We start from the raw sequence: 17,411 nt of genomic DNA, 5'->3' as shown, positions 1-17,411 counted from the left end.
ATCTTGCCCTGCTTGAATACCATCAGGGTGGGGATGCTGCGAATGGCGTAGCGGGCCGCGATGGCGGCCTGTTGCTCGGTATCGACCTTGACGAAGCGGATCTTTGGCTCAAGTTCACTAGCAACTTGTTGAAAAACAGGTGAAAATTGAAGGCATGGTCCGCACCAGCTGGCCCAGAAGTCGACCACGACCGGGATGTCGGACTGGATCAGGGTATCGAACTGCTGCTCCTGGCCGATGACAGGGGTGGTGGCGAACAGTTCGCTCTTGCAGCGACCACACTTCGCGTTTGAATCCACTTTCTCCTCGGGCAGACGGTTCCTGGTGAAGCAGTGGCTACAATAGGTAGTGATAAATGACATAATTGATTCCTGTATGCATAAGCCCTGCAACATCTTTATTGCACTGTCAGGGCAGAGTAACGGTAACATAGCAGTCAATTATCTTTCACAGCCAATGGTCCCGTAGCGACGTGATGTCGGTGGATGCATGGCCATGACATGAGAATCGAGACGGGATGAATAATGTGACACGGGTCAATCGTGTTGTACTTAGCCTGATCATCGTATCGCTGCTGGCGTTTTCCGGCTATTGCTGGCAACTGCTCAGCCAGCAGCAGAAAGCCTCGGAGCTCAGCGTGGCGGCGGAGTTGATCCTCAACCGGGTCAATACCGATACCGTCTATCTGCTGGGGCGCGAAAAGGCCAACGACGGCAATGTACAGCAGCGTCTCAATCAGCTGTCGAGCAACCTCGACAGTTTCGTACGCCAGGTGCGCAACGACCCCGACGCTGCCGACAATCCCCACTCTCAATCGCTGTTGCACGATATCGACAGCTATCTGCTTGATCTCGCCAAGCTTTACTCCATGGAGATGGCGATCGAGTACATAGAGCAGCCCTTTCAAAAGCAGTTGAACGGTCTGCTGGCGACCCTGCCGGCGGACGCTCCGCTGGCCATCGATCTGACCGAGCTGGCCCAGCTCAGCAATTACCTCAAACGTAGCTGGGACAAGGGGGAGCAACAGCAGTTGCAGGCTCTGCAACGCCGTCTCAAGACGGCCTATCCCGCCTATCCCGAAGTGGTCGGGTTGGCCCAGTTGAGCGAGGATGTCAGCCATCAGGTCGTGGCGTATCACGTGCTGCGCAACTAGGTCATCGACATGCATGAACTTGAGGGATTGTCGCGCTGGAAACAGAGCAAGATGGAGCAGGCCTCCTCCCTCAAGAGTCGCTTCTACCTGATGGTGCTGGGGGGAGCCATGCTCTGCTTCGGACTGGTGGCGGTGACCCTGTGGCGGCGCAACCAGAAGCTGAGCGAGCTGTCGCGTCAGACCGGTTTGCTGGCCCAGGCCAAGAGCGACTTTCTGGCCAACATGAGCCACGAGATCCGCACCCCCATGAACGCCATCATCGGCTTCAGCTCGCTGGCGCTGCAGACCGAGCTGGATCAACAGCAACGGGATTATCTCAGCAAGATCAAATCTTCATCTGATACCTTGCTGCTGCTCATCAACGACATTCTGGACCTGACCAAGGTGGAGTCCGGCAAGTTGACGTTGGAGGAGATCGACTTCGATCTCAGCGAGCAGATCGACTCGCTGGCGGGCATGTTCGCCGATCTGGCCGAACGCAAGCATGTCGAGGTCATCATCAACAAGTCACCGGCCGTGCCCGACTTTCTGCGCGGCGACCCGCTGCGCCTCGGTCAGGTGCTGGTCAATCTGGTCAACAACGCCATCAAGTTTACCGAGCGGGGCGAGGTGGAGGTGTCCATCACCCTGGTCAACCCCCATCCCATGCAGGTGCGTTTCAGCGTGCGCGACACCGGTATCGGCATTGCCGAGGAGAAACAGGCCCAGCTGTTCCAGCCCTTCACCCAGCTGGAGGCGGGCAACACCCGCAAATATGGCGGCTCCGGACTTGGCCTCAATATCTCCCAGCGGCTGGTGGAGCTGATGGGAGGGAGGATCACGGTACAGAGCAAGCCGGGTGCGGGCTCGGTTTTCCAGTTCGAGATCCCCATGACCAAGGCGGTCTATGGCGTCTCAGGGCGCCGGGTCTTCTTCGAAAATCAGCCGCTGGTGTTGGTGATGGATGACAATGAGCTGGTGCTGGACCTGGCGAAGGATATCCTGGGCCGCGCCGGGGCCAGGGTGATGGCAGTCAACAGCCTCTCGCGGGCGCGTCAGGTGCTGCGGGAAGAGGGACAAAATATCCGGCTGGCCATTCTCGACTGGCGCATGGGACAGGAGGATGGGCTGGATCTGGCCCTCGAAATGTATCAACACAGCCAGTGGCGCCGGCTGCCCATCCTGATGACCAGTGCCTGGGCCAAGGAGGGACTGCATGGGCGGATGGAGAGCATGGGGCTGACCCATTTTCTGCCCAAACCGATGACCGAAAATGCCCTGCTGGCCAAGGTGGACGAGCTGCTCAACGGCAGTTCACACGATCAGCAGTTCCGCCAGGCCGAAGTACAGGGCGACCAGCAGCATTTTCGCGAGCTGCTGCAAGGTATCCGGGTGTTGCTGGCGGAGGACAACCGGGTCAACCAGCAGCTCATTATCGAATATCTGCGCCGGGTCGATGCCCAGGTGACCGTGGTAGGCAACGGCCGGGAGGCGGTCGAGCGGGTGGCCGAGCAGCCGTTCGACGTGATCCTGATGGACTTGCAGATGCCGGTGCTGGACGGGCTGGATGCTACCCGCCAGATCCGCAAGATGGTCGACAAGCACGATGTGCCCATCATTGCCCTGACGGCCAGCGCCATGCCGGGGGACCGAGAGCGCTGCCTCGGCGTGGGGATGAACGGCTATGTCACCAAGCCGGTCAGCAAGCTCGATCTCTACAACAACCTGTTGCAGTGGGTGAAGAGCGCCAGCGGCGAGCGGTTGGTGCCGCTGGAGGTGAAGCCGCCCGATCTGATGGGGGTACTGGATCTGGATGATGCCCTCAGACGGCTGGAGCAGGACAAGGAGGCACTGCAGATCCTGTTCAAGCTGTTCATGTCTGAGCACAAGGATGACCTGTGGGAGATCCGCTCCGCCCTGCGTCGCCAGCAGCCCGACATCGCCTGCCGGTTGCTGCATACCCTCAAGGGGGTCTCCGCCAACATTTCCGCGTCCCGCCTGCAGATCCTCGCTGGTGAGTTGGAGTGGCGACTGCGCCAGCAGGAAGAGCTCACCGAGCAGGATCTTGAGCAGTTGCAGCAGGTCTTCAGTCTGACCCGGGAGGAGGTGTCTCACTTCCTGCTGACCGGAGAGCAGCATGAAGCATCGTATGGCGCCTTTGGACAGCGCGATGATCGTTTGTTGTAACAAGTGAAATAGCAATAATTCTCAAGCCTTCTGCTTCAGGCTATCATGACCTCCTCGTATCGCCCCCAGCCGGGGGCGATTGCATTGGGCTTTCCATGACGGGCGGCAGCCTTGGCCTGCCGCGACAAAGGATATCTACGTGAGCGTATTTGCAAGGCTGGGCTGGTTCTTCAAGGAGCAGTGGCAGCGTTACCTGGTCGCCATCTCGCTGTTGATGATGGTGGCCCTGTTGACCGTGATCCCGCCCAAGGTGGTGGGCTGGGTGGTGGATGGCATCGCCAAAGGGTCGTTGGACAGTGCCACCCTGACCGGTTATCTGGCCGGCTTGTTCGGTCTGGGCCTGCTCATCTATCTGCTGCGCTACGTGTGGCGGGTCATGCTGTTTGGTGCCTCCTACCGGCTGGCCTATGTGTTGCGCAACCGGCTCTTTGGCCACTTCACCCGCATGAGCCCGGACTTTTACCAGCGCCACCGCACCGGCGATCTGATGGCCCACGCCACCAACGACATCCAGGCGGTGGAGATGACCGCCGGGGAAGGGGTGCTGACCCTGGTGGACTCCATGATCGTCGGGATCCTGGTGCTCTCCATCATGTGCAGCCAGTACTCCTGGCTGCTGACCCTGCTCTCCCTGTTGCCGCTGCCGGTGATGGCGTTTTTCATGAACCGCTTCGGCACCCAGATCTACAAGGAGTTCAAGGCGGCGCAGGGGGCTTTCTCCCGGCTCAACAACAAGACCCAGGAGGCGCTCTCCGGCGTACGGGTGCTCAAGTCCTACGCGGTGGAGTCGCTTGAAGATCGCGGCTTTGCGGAGCTGACCCGGGAGGCGGGGGCATGCAACATGGCGGTGGCCCGCATCGATGCCAAGTTCGACCCCGTGATCTACCTGTGCATCGGCTGCTCCTACTTTCTGGCGGTGGCCGGCGGCAGCGCCCTGGTGCTGCGTGACGAGCTGACCCTCGGGGAGCTCACCAGCTTCACCATGTACCTCGGTCAGCTGATCTGGCCCATGTTCGCCATCGCCTGGCTGTTCAACATCATCGAGCGCGGCAGCGCCGCCTATTCGCGGATCGAGAGCCTGCTGGCCGAGCGCCGCGACATCGAAGAGCCGGCTCACCCGGTGGCGCTGGCATCGGCCTTTCCGCTGCGCGCCGTGGCGCTCAGCTACCAGCTCGAGCAGCGCACCCTGCTGCGCAAGGTGGAGTTCACCTTGCAAGCCGGCGGCATGCTGGGGATCGTCGGGCGCACCGGGGCGGGCAAGAGTTCTCTGCTCAAGCTGTTGATGCGACTGGCCAACCCCACCGCGGGGGAGATCCGCATGGAGGAGGTGCCCATCTCGCAACTGGCGCTGGGTGAGCTGCGCAGCCAGTTTGCCTATGTGCCGCAGGAGCCGTTTCTCTTCTCCACCACCATCGCTGCCAACATCGCTCTCGGCCGCCCCGATGCCAGCCGGGAGGAGATTGAGCGGGTGGCGCGTATTGCCTGCGTGCACGACGACATTAGCCGCTTTCCCAAGGGCTATGAGACCGAAGTGGGGGAGAAGGGGGTGACCCTCTCCGGCGGCCAGAAGCAGCGGCTCGCCATCGCCCGCGCCCTGCTGCTGGAGGCGCCCATCCTGGTGCTCGACGATGCCCTCTCGGCGGTGGATGCCCACACCGAGCAGCAGATCCTGCACGCCCTCAAGGCCCACAAACGGACCCTGATCCTGGTCAGCCACCGGATGACGGCGGTGGAGCAGGCCGACGAGATCTTGGTGCTGGAGCAGGGCCATGTCAGTGAGCGGGGTCGCCACGGTACCCTGATGGCCCACAACGGCTGGTATGCGGACATGGTCCGTTATCAGCGTCTCGAGCAAGACGTGGAGGAGAGCCTGTGAGTCCACTCATCAAGCGCGTCTTCAGTCGGTGTGGCGCTGAGCCCGAGTGCTGGTATGCCGGCCTGGTGCCTCATCATCAGCGGCTGAAACAAGACGTGGAGGAGTACCTGTGAACCCGACCATCAAGCGACTGCTCGGGTACTGTGCCCGTTACCCGCGCTGGCTCATTCAGGCCGGGATCTGCCTGCTGCTGGCCACCGGCGCCGAAGTGGCCGGTCCCTTGCTCATCAAGCTGTTCATCGACGACTATCTGGCGCCGCGCCAGCTGGTGTGGCCCGCCATCGTGGCCATTGCCGCCGGTTATCTCGGCCTGCAGGTATTGTCTGCGGCCGGTTTCTACCTGCAGTCCCTGCGTTTCAACCGCATCGCCCAGGCGGTGGTGCAGCGGCTGCGCGAGCAGGTGTTTGCCACCGCCATCCGGCTGCCGGCCCGCTACTTTGACCAGCATCGCTCCGGCTCTCTCATCTCTCGCATCACCAACGACACCGAGGCGATCATGAACCTCTATGTGCAGGTGATAGGGCTCTTGGTACAGAAGGTGGTGCTGCTGTGCGGCATCCTCATCTCCATGGCGCTGCTGGATCTGCGGCTGATGCTGGTGTGTGCCTGCCTGCTGCCGGCGGTGGGTGGGGTGATGTGGCTCTATCAGAAACTGAGCGTGCCCGTGGTGCGGGCGACCCGCAGCCTGCTCTCCGACATCAACAGCCGCCTCAACGAGTCGCTGCAGGGGATGCCGGTCATTCAGGCCATGGTGCAGGAGCGCCACTTTGCCAACGCCTTTGCCGAAGTGAACCAGCAGCACTGGGCGGCGCGCCTCAAGAGCCTCAAGATCAACGGCATTTTGCTGCGTCCGCTCATCGATCTCTTCTACATGATGGTGCTGATCGGCCTGTTGGCACTGTTTGCCCGCGAGGGGCTGAGTGCGGAGGGCGCCATCCAGGTGGGGGTGCTCTACGCCTTCATCAGCTATCTGGGGCGGATGATCGAGCCGCTGATCGAGATGACCAACCAGCTCAACCAGCTGCAGCAGGCCATGGTGGCGGGGGAGCGGGTCTTTGCCCTGCTCGATGAAGCGCGCGAGAGCACCGCGGGCGAGATGCGCCCGCTCAAGGGGCAGGTGAGCTTTGAGCGGGTGAGTTTCTCCTACGATGGCGAGCAACAGGTGCTGCGGGATGTGAGCTTTACTGCCAAACCGGGCCAGATGCTGGCGTTGGTGGGTCATACCGGCAGCGGCAAGTCCACCATCATCAGCCTGCTGATGGGGTTCTACCCGCTGGATCAGGGCACCATCCGCTTCGATGATCACCCGATGGCGAGCCTGTCGCTCTCGGCGGTGCGCCGCAGCATCGGCCTGGTACAGCAGGATCCCTTTATCTTCGTCGGCACCCTGGCCGAAAACCTGCGCCTTGGCCGTGACGGCATCGACGAGGCACGCCTGTGGCAGGCGCTGACCGAGGTGCAACTGGCCGAGTTCGTGCTGAGCCTGCCGGAGGGCTTGAACACCCTGATGGAGGAGGGGGGCAAGAACCTCTCCGCCGGCCAGCGCCAGCTGCTCTCCTTTGCCCGCGCCCTGGTGGGGGATCCGCGCATCCTCATTCTGGACGAGGCGACTGCCAGCGTGGACTCCCAGACCGAGCTGGCCCTCTCTTCGGCGCTGGCGGCGGCACGTCGCGGTCGTACCACCATCGCCATCGCCCACCGCCTCTCGACCATCGTCGAGGCGGACGAGATCCTGCTGCTCTCTCGCGGTCAGGTGAACGAGCGGGGCACCCATGGCGAGCTGATGGCGCTGGGCGGCCACTATGCCCAGCTGTTCGAGATGCAGAGCCAGGGGGCCTGGCTCGAAGAGAAGCGGGCCTGACAGCCACAGGAACGAGCAGAGGGAACCATTGCGGTTCCCTCTTTTTTGGGCGGGAGAAATGGCGGCAGCGTGATCCGCGTCCTTGTTCAACGGCGGCCATGCTGGCAACATGTTGTTTACATCAACTCATCGGATCAGTTCGCATATGGATTTGCAACGTTTGAAGGCCAACCTGGCGCTGCGGCTCTTTGCCTGGCGCTACATTCCCGTCATCGGTTTTTGTGCCCCCGTCATCGAAGAGATGAGCGCCAAGGCGCTGCGCATCCGCATTCCGCTCGGCTGGCGCACCCGCAACCACCTGGGCAGCATGTATTTCGGTGCGCTGGCCACCGGCGCCGATCTGGTGGGCGGTCTGCTGGTGATGGAGAAGGGACGGCTGCGGCGCAAGAAGGTGCACTTCGCCTTCAAGGATGTGCAGGGGGAGTTTCTGAAACGGCCCGAGGGGGATGTGCAGTTTGACTGCGCGGCCGGGGAGGAGATCGACGCCATGATCGATGAGTCGCTGGCGAGCGGTCAACGCATCAACCGCCCCATCCAGGTGGTGGCCACCTGTCCGTCACTGAACGGGGATGAGGCGATGGCGCGCTTTGTGCTGACCCTCTCCATCAAGGCCAGCTGAATGCCAAAGGGCGCGTCGGCGCCCTTATTCAAGCAAGGTTCAGAGGATCTCGGGGCTGTCGCCTTCTTTCACGACCATCTTCATGCCGTTGAAGTTGACCACAGGCTCGGCCACTGTGCTGGGGAGCGCTTGTGTGGCATGAAGTTTGTCTCAGAGGATCTCGGGGCTGACGCCCTCTTTCACGACTACCTTCATGCCGTTGAAGTTGACTACCTGGCCGGCCACTATCTTGCAGCGCTTGCGGGTCTCCACCTGACCGTTTACCTCGACCAGGCCGTCGGCGATCAGCGCCTTGGCCGCGCCGCCACAATCAGCCCACCCCTGATGTTTGATAAGGTCACACAGGGCAATGAAGGGGTGCCCTTCGAGCAGAAACGTCTCCATGGAAAATCCTCTCGTGGATAAATGGCTGAAACAGCAGGGCGGTTATTCTAGGCAGTTCGGGCCGTCAAGGAAAGCTGTCTGCGGGCAATAGTGGCTTGCAAGACCATTCTCGGGGCGCACGCCATAGCAGTCAGCCCGGCAGTGGCCGGGCTGACTGGGATCATGGGGCAAACCGTTTTCAGCCGAACTTCACCACGGCTTCTCCGCTGACGGCGATGGCGCCAGTTGCCGTCAGGATGCGGGTGGCCAGGGTGATGATGGGCTTGTCGCTGCGCAGGGCGATGATCTCCACCTCTGCCGTCACCTCATCCCCCACAAACACCGGCTGCTTGAAGGCGAGGCTCTGACCGAGGTAAACGGTGCCCTTGCCCGGCAGTTGCTGACCCAGCAGCCCCGAGAAGAGGCTGGCCAGCAGCATGCCGTGCACGATGGGGCGCTCGAACGGCGTGGTGGCGGCGAAGGCGGGATCCAGGTGCAGCGGATTGAAATCCTCCGACAGTCCGGCAAACGCCGCGACCTCTGCCGCCCCGAACCGCTTGATCAGGCTGGCCTTTTGGCCCACTTCGAAGGGAAGCGTGCTCATGCTGGCTCCTCCTCGGGTGTCGGCGCAAAGACCGGGTTGAGCCGTACCTTGACGTAGCCACCGGGGGCCGCCTCCAGCCCTTCGCTCGGGATGCGGGCGGGGATGGGGGCGGGATCCTCTTCCCGGCTCTGGATGAAGGCTGCCATCTGCGGCCACCAGGAACCCGGGGTGTGTGTCGCGCCAGCGAGCCACGCCTCGGGGCTGGCGGCTTCGGCGTCGTTCTGCCAGAAGCCGTACTTGTTGGCGTCCGGCGGATTGATGATGCCGGCGATATGGCCCGATTCGGCCAGGATGAAGCGCTGCTCGCCACCGAACAGCTTCATGCCCTGCCAGGTGCCCTGCCAGAGGGCGATGTGATCGTCCATGGCCGACACCAGCAGCACCGGGGTCTTCACCTTGGCGAGATCGATGCGGGTGTGGCGGATCTTGAGCTCCCCCTTCACCAGCTGGTTTTCCAGATAGAGCCGGCGCAGCAGGCTGTTGTGGGTCTTGCCCGCCACGTTGGTGCTGTCGCTGTTCCAGTGCAGCAGATCGAACGCCACCGGGCTCTGTCCCTTGAGGTAGCTGTCGATGTAGTAATTCCAGTAGAGGCTGTTCTACCGCAGCAGGCTGAAGGAGACCGCCAGCTGGCGCCCATCCATGATGCCTTTGGCCTCGTTCTGGGCCTCCAGTGCCGCAATGATGGGCTCGTGAATGAAGATGCCAAGCTCCCCCGGCTGGGAGAAGTCGAGCAGGGTGGTGAACAGGGTGGCGGAGCGAACCCGCTGCTTCTGGCGCCGGGCGGCCAGCCAGCCCATGGCCAAGGAGAGGGCGGTGCCGCCGATGCAGTAGCCGATGCCGTGTACTTCCCGCTCGCCGGTGGCTGCCTCCACGCCATCCAGCGCGGCGATGACCCCGTCTACCACGTAGTCGTCGAGATCGATGTCGGCCTGGGCCGGCCCCGGGTTGCGCCAGGAGATCATGAACACCGTCTGGCCCTGGGCAACCAGCCAGGCCACCAGGGAGTTCTGGGGCCGCATGTCCATGATGTAGTACTTGTTGATGAAGGGCGGCACGATCAGCACCGGCGTTCTGGCCACCGTCTCCGTGGTCGGGCTGTACTGGATGAGTTCATACAGCTCGGTGCGCTGCACCACCCGGCCCGGGGTCAGCGCGAGATCTCGGCCCAGCTCGAAGGCGGATTCGTCGGTCAGGCGGATGTTGAGGTGATCGGCGCTGCGCTCCAGATCTTCGGCCAGCAGGGTCAGCCCACGCACCAGATTCTGACCGTCTGACTCCAGGGTGAGCTTGAGCAGCTCCGGATTGGTGGCCAGAAAGTTGCTGGGTGCCATGGCGTTGATGTACTGGCGGGTAAAGAAACGCAGCCGCTCCCGGCTCTTCTGGGGTACCCCTTCGAGGGCATCCACCGAGTCCAGCAGGTGTCTGGCGGTCAGCAGATAGGATTGCTTGAGGTAGTCATAAATGGGTTGCTCGCTCCAGGCATCGGCCTTGAAGCGGCGATCGCTGCGCTCCGGGGCGATGACCGGCTCGCTCTGCTGGCCTGCGCTTTTGAGCAGGGTGTGCTGCATCAGCTTGAGCTGATCCTGCCACCAGTTCATCTGGGCATTGATCAATTGCCAGGGCTGCTGGCTGCCCTGTTCCAGCACCTGGCCGAGATCATTGAGATTGGTCTGCAGCAGGGCCTGGGCGGTACGCTCGGTCTGCGCCTTGGCCATGTCCAGCAGCTTGTCGTTGTAGTGGGCCAGGGCCTCGAACAGCGGGCCGTAAGATGATTGGCTCATGTTCTCTCCTTCACCCATCCCCGGCGCAGGGCGAGCCTGTCGTGACGGAGCATGGGGAGATGTGGCTGCCCGCAACGGGCAGCCAGGGGGATATCAGGCCTTGCCCGTGCTCTTTTTGATGCCGTCGGCAGTCAGGGCGTCCAGATCGTCCTTGAACTGCTGGCCGAGGGCGTTGAGCTTCTGGATGTCGTCCAGCATCTGGCGGGAGAGCTGGCTGGCAGTCTCCAGCTGGACGGTGCCGAGGGCTGCCAGGCTCTGGGCATCCTGCACCTTGCCGGCGGCCTGCAGCTGGTTCAGCCCCAGCTCGGCATAGGCGTTGGCGGAGGCCAGTTGCAGCCGGGTCAACTGCTCGATGTTGCTGGCCAGCAGCTGGTTGTAACGGGTGAGGGGGGCGGCAAAGCCTTGCATCTGCTCGGTAAAGGTCTTGATTACGTCCATATTCATCGCGCGTCTCCGTGGTTGGCAGAAGGTATTGCAAAAGGGCCTATGGCCCGGGTTGGGTTACAACTGTGCGACTACATCCTCAAGTCGTTGCGTATCGTTTGCTCTGTTCAAACGTACGTTTAAGCATTGTGTTATCAAATGAGGCTTGATGTAAATAATATAAATGTTAATTTTTGGCGAAATATCATTCCTGGTCTGTCCAGTCTGATTGGCAGGATTCAGACGAGGGGTGACGCAGCCAGCTCGTTTCGGCCTCGTTACCGGGCCGCAGGGCTGGTAGGCTGATGCACTCCCTGTGCCTCGAGGAATGCACCGATGAAACCTGTCCGCCTGCTGCTTGCCCTGGTGTCTGTTGCCCTTGGCGGCGTTGCCCACGCCAGTACCCCTGTCCAGCTCTCCTTGCCTGGCGTCAATCTGCCCGCGTCTCACCAGGTCGAGGGGGCCAGAGCCTCTGTGCTCTATGGTCGCACCGGTCAGGTAAAGGGGATCGATCTGCCCGTCTTCGCCCTCTCCGACGTGGATCAATTCACCGGTCTGCAGCTTGGCGTCTTCTTCGGTGCCGGCCGGGTACGCCACCAGTTTGGCGGGGTGGCGATAAACGCACTCAACTGGCACGAGGGTCAGGACAAGGGGGTCAACCTTGGCTTCGTTAACCTGACCAACAATGTACAGGGCCTCAACTGGGGGGCCGTCAACATCGCCAAGGGCAATGCCCTGGCCAACGTCGGCTTCGTCAACTATGCCGAGCGCACCACCTTCCAGCTGGGCTTCATCAATGCCACCAGGCACCTGGACGGTCTGCAGATCGGTCTCGCCAACTACGCCGAGAACGGGGTTTTCCCCATCTTGCCGCTGATCAATTTCAAGAAATCCTTCTAAGCCGCGCCGCCAGCCTTGCTTTAGGGGCGCCAGCCATTACCCTGTGCAGCATTGATAGCGTGCAGAGGTGACACTGGCATGACAATGGAACACATGGATGCCATCGGCATCGGCTGGGACGTAAGAGGCTGGCAGGGCAGTGCCCAGGCTGTGGCCGTGGTGGGGTGGCAGGCGCGTGAACAGCGGCTGCACTGGTTTGGCGTATCGCCCCTGTTTCGGCTGAGCTCGAGGGTTGCGCCGGATCTGGATGCCTTGCTGCGCCCGGCACTGCATGACGAGATCCACCTGCTGCAGGTGCTGGCCTGCCCGCAGCTGGCGCTGGGGATAGACGCGCCACTGGCGTTTCCTCGCGCCTTGGGCGAGCTGCTGGCGGGGAGGGCGACCGAGTGCGCCGTGCCCCAGCGCGAGATAGACAACCCTTATGCCTATCGGGACTGCGAACGCTGGCTCCATGAGCAATACGGCAAGAAACCCCTCTCGGCCACCTTCGACCGGCTCGGCAACAATGCAACCCTGGCGCTGGCCATGCTGCCTCGGTTGGCAGACTTGCAATTGGTGCCCAAGCAGCAGGCAGAGGCCGCTCGCGCCGTGCTGGAGGTCTATCCCGCCCTTGCCAAGGTGGGTGGCAAGGCATCGGCGGTGCGCGCCGAGCTGCTGGCGCATCTGCCGGCCGATGTGACGGCGGGGAGCGATCGCTACGATGCCGCCATCTGCGCCCTGATGGCGCTGCAATATGCCGCCAAGGGGAGCGTCTCCCTGTTGCCGGCACTGGTGGCGCCGCCCGCCGAGATGGCTTTGGACGAGGGTTGGGTCTACCACTTCGCTCGCCCCTGATAAACCGGATCGGGCCGACCAGCCATATCCTGCCTTTGGTCGGCCCGAGATCTCATCCCTTGTGCCGATGCCGTTGCCGCCTTCCACTACAGAGCCTTGCAGCCTTGCAGCCTTGCAGCCTTGCTGAGGGCAGGGCTGCACCCGGCCATCTGCCTGTTCGCATGCCATCGCATGGATCAACAAAAAGCGGATTTATTACCCTTATATGCCATCAAGCAAGAGTGTTATATCACCATTTCAGACTACACCGGTGACATCCACTGTCTCGGGCTTTGGCATGGCAGTAAAGAGGGGGAGGGATGAGGGTGACAACGCGTGTCTCCTCGAGGCTTTAGCAGACCAAATTAGGGTTTGTGCTGCTCAAGAGTGGAAGTTCAATATCTTCATCCGATATATTGCGCCTTTCCCCTGACTCTTCTCTGCGGTGATGTCGATGAAACGCATTCTCTCTATCCAGTCCCACGTGGTGTTCGGCTGTGCCGGCAATAGCGCTGCCGTATTCCCCATGCGCCGTCTCGGTATGGAGGTATGGCCTATCAACACGGTGCAGTTCTCCAACCATACCCAATATGCGGCCGGTTGGCAGGGGATGGCCATGCCTGCCGGGCATATCAGCGCCCTGTGCATGGGGCTCTCGGATATCAAGGTTCTCGGGCACTGCGATGCGGTGCTGAGCGGTTATCTGGGCTCGGCGGAGCAGGGGGACGAGATCCTGACGGTGGTGGCCGCGGTCAAGGCAGCCAATCCTGCCGCCATCTATTTCTGCGATCCCGTGATGGGCCACCCGGAGAAAGGGTGCATAGTCGCGCCTGGGGTGACCCGCTTTTTGACCGAGAAGGCGCTGCCGGCGGCCGACATCATGGCCCCCAATCTGCTGGAGCTGGAGACCCTGTGCGACGTCCATCTGACCGATCTGGCGCAGACGCGGGCCGCGGCCCATCAGCTGCTGGCACGCGGGGTGAGGATGGTGCTGGTCAAGCATCTTGGACGCGCCGCCCGCGAGCCGGGCCGCTTCGAGATGCTGCTGGCCACCCCCGAGGGGGATTATCTGATTGCTCGTCCTCTCTATGAGTTTGCCCGCCAGCCGGTGGGCGTGGGGGATCTCATCAGCGCGCTGATGCTGGCCAATCTGCAGGCGGGTTACGATGCGGTCAGCGCATTCGAGCGCACCAACGCGGCGGTGGATACGGTACTGCTGCACACCTGGCAGGTCGACGCCTACGAGCTGCAATTGATCGCGGCCCAGGAGGCCTTTGCCGCCCCCGAGATCAGGGTGCGGGCCGAGCGGCTGGCCTGATCGTGCCGTCAGGGGGCGAGCTGGGTCACGGATGATCCGCGCTCAGCGTTGCCTCCTGATCATCCTTCCTTATCTCTCAGTTAACAGCCCCTCTGCGCTGCTTATCTGGCCACACACCTGACGAGGCAATGCCGCCTCAGCCGTCACTTTGGCCCTGACGCCGGGCATCCGCTTCAGCTCTGGCCGTGTGCCTGTTCCCGCAACTCTTCTTCATTCAGCGTGACCTGCCGGTAGTGCTCGACCGTAGGGAAGGGATCGTAGAAGTGATGGAGCAGGGCCTTCCACTGCTGGTATTGGGGTGAGCCGCGAAAACCCTGGGTGTGATCTTCGAGGCGTTGCCAGTTGACCAGCAGCAGATAGCGGTGGGAGTCGGTCAGCGAGCGCTGGAGCTGGTGTCCGCTGTAGCCCGGCATGGTGCTGATGATGCGCTGAGCCTGCGAAAATGCCTGCTCGAAGGCGGCAGCCTGACCGGGGATGACCTGCAGATGGGCGACTTCCAATATCATGGTGACTCCTTGTCCCAAGGGGAAAGGGGCCATTGCAGCAGGTCGGACGGGCAATGACAAGGCCGGCCACAGGGGCCGACCTTGCCGGTTTGATCACGATGTTACTTGAGTGCCGATCAGGTGCGTGGGTGACGGGCCCGGTAGCGCTCGGCCATGGCATTGGCCGCGATCATGGCGTGGTAGACATCCTGCTCGCTGACGCTCATCGGCATGTTGCCCATGGTGTCGAGGGGATCGCAGGCAAGCTTGGCCACCTGGCGCCACTCGCTCTCCACAAACTGGTTCAGTCCCATCTCCTGCAGGGTCATGGGCAGGCCGGCCAGCCGGATGATGCGCATCACCTCGTCGAGCTCGGCCTGGGGGGCGCGCTCGAGCACCAGCTGGGTGAGCAGGCCGAACACCACCTTCTCACCGTGCTGGGCCCGGTGCAGATCTGGCACCACCGACATGCCGTTGTTGACCGCATGGGCCGCCGCCAGGCCGCCCGCCTCGGCGCCTACGCCACTCAGATAGATGGTGGCCTCGATGGTCTGCTCCAGCGCCGGGGTGGTGACATGGTGGCGCACCGCATCCATCGCCAGCTCGATGTTCTCCCCCAGCAACTCGTAGCAGAGCCGGGCCAGCCCGAGGCCGGTGCGGGAGGGGCGCTTGCCCACCAGATTGATGCCGTCGGCCCGGTAACAGGCGCGGGCCTCGAAATAGGTGGCCAGCGCATCACCCACGCCGGCGGCAAAGAAGCGGGCGGGAGCCGCCGCTATGATGGCGGTGTCGGCGATCACCACGTCCGGGTTCTGGGGCAGGAACAGATAGCGTTCGAACTCGCCGGCCGGGTTGTAGATCACCGCGAGGGCGGTGCAGGGGGCATCGGTGGAGGCGATGGTGGGAAACAGCACCACCGGGCGGCGCAGATAGAAGGCCACCGCCTTGGCGACGTCCAGGGTCTTGCCGCCACCAATGCCGACGATGACGTTGGCCCCCTGTTGTTCGGCCAAATCGCACAGGCGGCGGATCTCGATGTCGGTACATTCGTAGTTGAACTTCTCGACCGCTCCCTTCAGACCTGCCTGCAGCAGGCCGACCAGCGCCTCTTCCCGCACTCGCTCCAGAATGAATTCGTCGCTGACAAGCAGGGCGTTGTCGCCGAAATCTTTGACGTGATCATGGAGTTGGGGCAGCAGGTCGTGGCCGATGATGAACTTTTTGGGGGAGGTGACGGTACGAGGCAGGATAGGCATGCAGTATTCCTCAAGGCAGTAAGTGGCACCCGATTGGTATGCAAACGGGTCTTTCTGCCACACCATACGCCTCGCCTGGCGTGAGGTGAAGGAAAAATGGCGCTCAAATGGGGCTGTATTCGGATCGGAATTAATCAATCTGACCGATTTGATTGTTTGGGAAGGGCAAAATGCAGGGAAAACTGCACGCCCTCCATAGGGAGGGCGCGGCAGTTCAGTGGAGGTGTGGTGCGCGGCTCAAAGCTGCTTGTAGAAGAAGAGGGTGGCCGCCAGGGTGCCGTCGGCACTGCGGGCAAAGGCGGGGATCTGGCCCGCTTCCTGGTAGCCCAGCTGGCGATAGAGGCGGGAGGCGGCATCGCCCACCCGGGTGTCGAGCACCAGCAGGGTTCGGCCGGCCTCTTTGGCCCCTTGCTCCATGCTGGCCATCAGGGCACGGCCGACCCCCTTGCCACGGTGGAGACTGTGCACCATCAGTTTTTCCACCTCGGCGCGGTGACGGCCATTGGCCTTGGTGCACAGCGAGAGCTGGAGCGCACCGACCAGCTGGTGTTGCAGGAAGGCGACCCAGAGCCGGCGGCTGCCCGCGGCCAGCTCCGTCTCTATGCCCTGCCAATAGACGAGCCCCTGCTCTTCGGTCAGCGGCGGCAGGAAGCCCACCGAGGCCCCACTGGCCACGCTGTCTTGCTGCAAAGTGATGAGGGCAGGCTTGATGCCCTGGGTGGTATCAACCTCAACTATGTCCATCAGGAGTCCTTGTCAACGAAGTTCACGCCATCGGCCCGGTCTGCCGCGGCGCCTGCCGCCAACGGGACTGGCGGCAGGATGACTGGCTAGACTCGCCGTTTCCGCCGCCAATTTCAAGCCGTTACCACTCGCCGGGTGCGCCCGATCACGCCACCCGGGCAGTTTCCCCTAGCGCATAAGCTTCTGCTCGACCAGCCAGGCAAACAGCAGTCGGGAAACCGGGGAGATCTCGGCCAGATGGCGGCTGTCGAGCCAGCGCAGCTCGGCGATCTCCGCCGAGGCGACGGGCGTGCCGTCAGCCTCGCCGGTATAGCAGCGCAGCTTGACGTTGACCCCCTCTGGCTTGCCGTCGGCCTGGGCGCTGAACTCGCAGGCAAACGCCAGGGTCTCTGGCTTGAGGGCCACGGCCAGCTCCTCCTCGATTTCGCGCATCAGCGCCGCCTCGTCGCTCTCTCCCGCTTCGCGCTTGCCGCCGGGAATGTAGTAGATGTGCTTGCCGTGGGAGCGGGCACAGAGCAATTGCTGATCCTTGAAGGTCAGCCAGGCGAGTTTGTCGATCATGGTCATATTCCAGTAGCCAATCAGTAGAGACTGTTCACGTATTTCTCGGTCGGTTCAGGCAACAGATCCTGTGGGTGATCACCACCAAACGTGGCCCATTTGCTTTTCCCTTCCTGATTACCCATGACCCTCAGCCAGCTTCAAGAGCCGATATGGCATCGGAGGGCTTGCCACGACTGCATGCCCCAATTCAACCAACATGCTTTTGAGGTCAAAACGATGATTAAACCGGAAGCAGTATTCAGCAAGATGTCTCGGTAAATGCTTCGCTCCGAGCGTATGGCAACTGCCCCGCAGCGAGTTCTTCACATTCCCTATCATCGTGTTTACCCAGTTGAATGCCGGATGATCCAGCAAGTCAAGGTTGCCCCCGGTGACAACACCCAGGTGCTCACAATTGGCCTCCTTCACCGCCCTGAAACAGGCCAATCCATCGGATATCACCGCGCTACCACTGGCAACATGCCGTTTTGCCCAATCAGCAATGG

16 protein-coding genes and 2 pseudogenes are annotated in these 17,411 nt (G+C 62.1%); 7 read left to right on the top strand and 11 right to left on the bottom strand.

The window, feature by feature from the left end:
* Positions 1 to 362, bottom strand: a 362-nt coding sequence (gene trxC, locus CAK78_RS00100) for a thioredoxin TrxC (protein WP_094695967.1), incomplete at its 3' end; no start/stop codon positions are given.
* 155 nt (positions 363 to 517) lie between these two features.
* On the opposite strand from trxC, the pseudogene CAK78_RS00095 reads away from it, so the two are divergent.
* From CAK78_RS00095 to CAK78_RS00075, 4 genes and pseudogenes are all read left to right on the top strand, one after another.
* Positions 518 to 3,319, top strand: a pseudogene (locus CAK78_RS00095) (response regulator).
* A 139-nt stretch (positions 3,320 to 3,458) separates the two neighbouring features.
* A complete protein-coding gene (locus CAK78_RS00090; RefSeq protein WP_094695966.1) occupies positions 3,459 to 5,195 on the top strand; it encodes an ABC transporter transmembrane domain-containing protein in 1,737 nt (578 codons plus the stop codon).
* A 109-nt stretch (positions 5,196 to 5,304) separates the two neighbouring features.
* Positions 5,305 to 7,056, top strand: a complete 1,752-nt coding sequence (locus CAK78_RS00080; protein WP_094695964.1) for an ABC transporter transmembrane domain-containing protein — start codon at positions 5,305 to 5,307, stop codon at positions 7,054 to 7,056.
* Positions 7,057 to 7,201: 145 nt separating this feature from the next.
* Positions 7,202 to 7,675, top strand: a complete 474-nt coding sequence (locus CAK78_RS00075; protein ID WP_176452617.1) for a DUF4442 domain-containing protein — start codon at positions 7,202 to 7,204, stop codon at positions 7,673 to 7,675.
* Positions 7,676 to 7,825: 150 nt separating this feature from the next.
* On the opposite strand, the gene ybcJ is transcribed toward CAK78_RS00075, so the two are convergent.
* The 4 genes and pseudogenes from ybcJ to CAK78_RS00050 form a co-directional block, all read right to left on the bottom strand.
* Positions 7,826 to 8,059 carry a ribosome-associated protein YbcJ gene (gene ybcJ / locus CAK78_RS00065; protein WP_005300419.1) on the bottom strand — a complete coding sequence of 78 codons (234 nt, stop codon included), beginning with the start codon at positions 8,057 to 8,059 and terminating at the stop codon, positions 7,826 to 7,828.
* A 178-nt stretch (positions 8,060 to 8,237) separates the two neighbouring features.
* The gene (locus tag CAK78_RS00060) at positions 8,238 to 8,642 is read right to left on the bottom strand and encodes a MaoC family dehydratase (protein ID WP_094695962.1); all 405 of its coding nucleotides are present in this window, start codon (positions 8,640 to 8,642) and stop codon (positions 8,238 to 8,240) included.
* Positions 8,639 to 10,423: pseudogene (locus CAK78_RS00055) on the bottom strand (class I poly(R)-hydroxyalkanoic acid synthase). The gene CAK78_RS00060 and the pseudogene CAK78_RS00055 overlap by 4 nt, the downstream one beginning before the upstream one ends.
* A gap of 93 nt (positions 10,424 to 10,516) precedes the next feature.
* Entirely contained in the window at positions 10,517 to 10,867 is a 351-nt protein-coding gene (locus tag CAK78_RS00050) for a phasin family protein (protein WP_005300428.1), read from the bottom strand.
* A gap of 315 nt (positions 10,868 to 11,182) precedes the next feature.
* Between CAK78_RS00050 and CAK78_RS00045 the strand changes: the two genes are divergently transcribed.
* From CAK78_RS00045 to pdxY, 3 genes are all read left to right on the top strand, one after another.
* Complete coding sequence (locus CAK78_RS00045; protein WP_094695961.1) at positions 11,183 to 11,746, top strand: VC2662 family protein; 564 nt, start codon at positions 11,183 to 11,185, stop codon at positions 11,744 to 11,746.
* A gap of 78 nt (positions 11,747 to 11,824) precedes the next feature.
* A complete protein-coding gene (locus CAK78_RS00040; protein WP_094695960.1) occupies positions 11,825 to 12,580 on the top strand; it encodes a DUF429 domain-containing protein in 756 nt (251 codons plus the stop codon).
* A gap of 433 nt (positions 12,581 to 13,013) precedes the next feature.
* Positions 13,014 to 13,877 carry a pyridoxal kinase PdxY gene (gene pdxY, locus CAK78_RS00035; RefSeq protein WP_094695959.1) on the top strand — a complete coding sequence of 288 codons (864 nt, stop codon included), beginning with the start codon at positions 13,014 to 13,016 and terminating at the stop codon, positions 13,875 to 13,877.
* A 173-nt stretch (positions 13,878 to 14,050) separates the two neighbouring features.
* Here pdxY and CAK78_RS00030 read toward each other — a convergent pair whose 3' ends face one another.
* The 6 genes from CAK78_RS00030 to CAK78_RS00005 all read right to left on the bottom strand — a co-directional run.
* Positions 14,051 to 14,383, bottom strand: a complete 333-nt coding sequence (locus CAK78_RS00030) for an antibiotic biosynthesis monooxygenase family protein (protein ID WP_094695958.1) — start codon at positions 14,381 to 14,383, stop codon at positions 14,051 to 14,053.
* Between the two features lie 116 nt (positions 14,384 to 14,499).
* On the bottom strand, positions 14,500 to 15,618 hold the full coding sequence (locus CAK78_RS00025; RefSeq protein WP_094695957.1) for a glycerol dehydrogenase: 1,119 nt from the start codon (positions 15,616 to 15,618) through the stop codon (positions 14,500 to 14,502).
* Positions 15,619 to 15,855: 237 nt separating this feature from the next.
* Complete coding sequence (locus CAK78_RS00020; RefSeq protein WP_094695956.1) at positions 15,856 to 16,362, bottom strand: GNAT family N-acetyltransferase; 507 nt, start codon at positions 16,360 to 16,362, stop codon at positions 15,856 to 15,858.
* A gap of 168 nt (positions 16,363 to 16,530) precedes the next feature.
* Positions 16,531 to 16,923 (bottom strand): NUDIX hydrolase, encoded by a 393-nt coding sequence (locus CAK78_RS00015; protein ID WP_094695955.1) that lies wholly within the window; start codon positions 16,921 to 16,923, stop codon positions 16,531 to 16,533.
* A gap of 20 nt (positions 16,924 to 16,943) precedes the next feature.
* A complete protein-coding gene (locus CAK78_RS00010; protein ID WP_254924651.1) occupies positions 16,944 to 17,048 on the bottom strand; it encodes a DUF4823 domain-containing protein in 105 nt (34 codons plus the stop codon).
* Positions 17,041 to 17,411 (bottom strand): transposase (locus CAK78_RS00005; protein ID WP_141214091.1); only part of this gene is annotated, 371 nt, incomplete at its 5' end. The genes CAK78_RS00005 and CAK78_RS00010, both read right to left, overlap by 8 nt.

This window comes from Aeromonas sp. A35_P, from assembly GCF_002259925.1.
In the GTDB taxonomy this organism is placed as follows: Bacteria; Pseudomonadota; Gammaproteobacteria; order Enterobacterales; family Aeromonadaceae; genus Aeromonas; species Aeromonas dhakensis.
The sequence above is the reverse complement of the archived record's forward strand: the minus strand, read 5'-3'. Positions and strand labels throughout refer to the sequence as shown.

Excerpts from the sequence above, each read along its gene's own strand:
- CAK78_RS00075 (WP_176452617.1), top strand. The coding sequence starts at position 7,202 with ATGGATTTGCAACGTTTGAAGGCCAACCTGGCGCTGCGGCTCTTTGCC.
- ybcJ (WP_005300419.1), bottom strand. The coding sequence starts at position 8,059 with ATGGAGACGTTTCTGCTCGAAGGGCACCCCTTCATTGCCCTGTGTGAC.
- CAK78_RS00060 (WP_094695962.1), bottom strand. The coding sequence starts at position 8,642 with ATGAGCACGCTTCCCTTCGAAGTGGGCCAAAAGGCCAGCCTGATCAAG.
- CAK78_RS00050 (WP_005300428.1), bottom strand. The coding sequence starts at position 10,867 with ATGAATATGGACGTAATCAAGACCTTTACCGAGCAGATGCAAGGCTTT.
- CAK78_RS00045 (WP_094695961.1), top strand. The coding sequence starts at position 11,183 with ATGAAACCTGTCCGCCTGCTGCTTGCCCTGGTGTCTGTTGCCCTTGGC.
- CAK78_RS00040 (WP_094695960.1), top strand. The coding sequence starts at position 11,825 with ATGACAATGGAACACATGGATGCCATCGGCATCGGCTGGGACGTAAGA.
- pdxY (WP_094695959.1), top strand. The coding sequence starts at position 13,014 with ATGAAACGCATTCTCTCTATCCAGTCCCACGTGGTGTTCGGCTGTGCC.
- CAK78_RS00030 (WP_094695958.1), bottom strand. The coding sequence starts at position 14,383 with ATGATATTGGAAGTCGCCCATCTGCAGGTCATCCCCGGTCAGGCTGCC.
- CAK78_RS00025 (WP_094695957.1), bottom strand. The coding sequence starts at position 15,618 with ATGCCTATCCTGCCTCGTACCGTCACCTCCCCCAAAAAGTTCATCATC.
- CAK78_RS00020 (WP_094695956.1), bottom strand. The coding sequence starts at position 16,362 with ATGGACATAGTTGAGGTTGATACCACCCAGGGCATCAAGCCTGCCCTC.
- CAK78_RS00015 (WP_094695955.1), bottom strand. The coding sequence starts at position 16,923 with ATGATCGACAAACTCGCCTGGCTGACCTTCAAGGATCAGCAATTGCTC.
- CAK78_RS00010 (WP_254924651.1), bottom strand. The coding sequence starts at position 17,048 with ATGGGTAATCAGGAAGGGAAAAGCAAATGGGCCACGTTTGGTGGTGAT.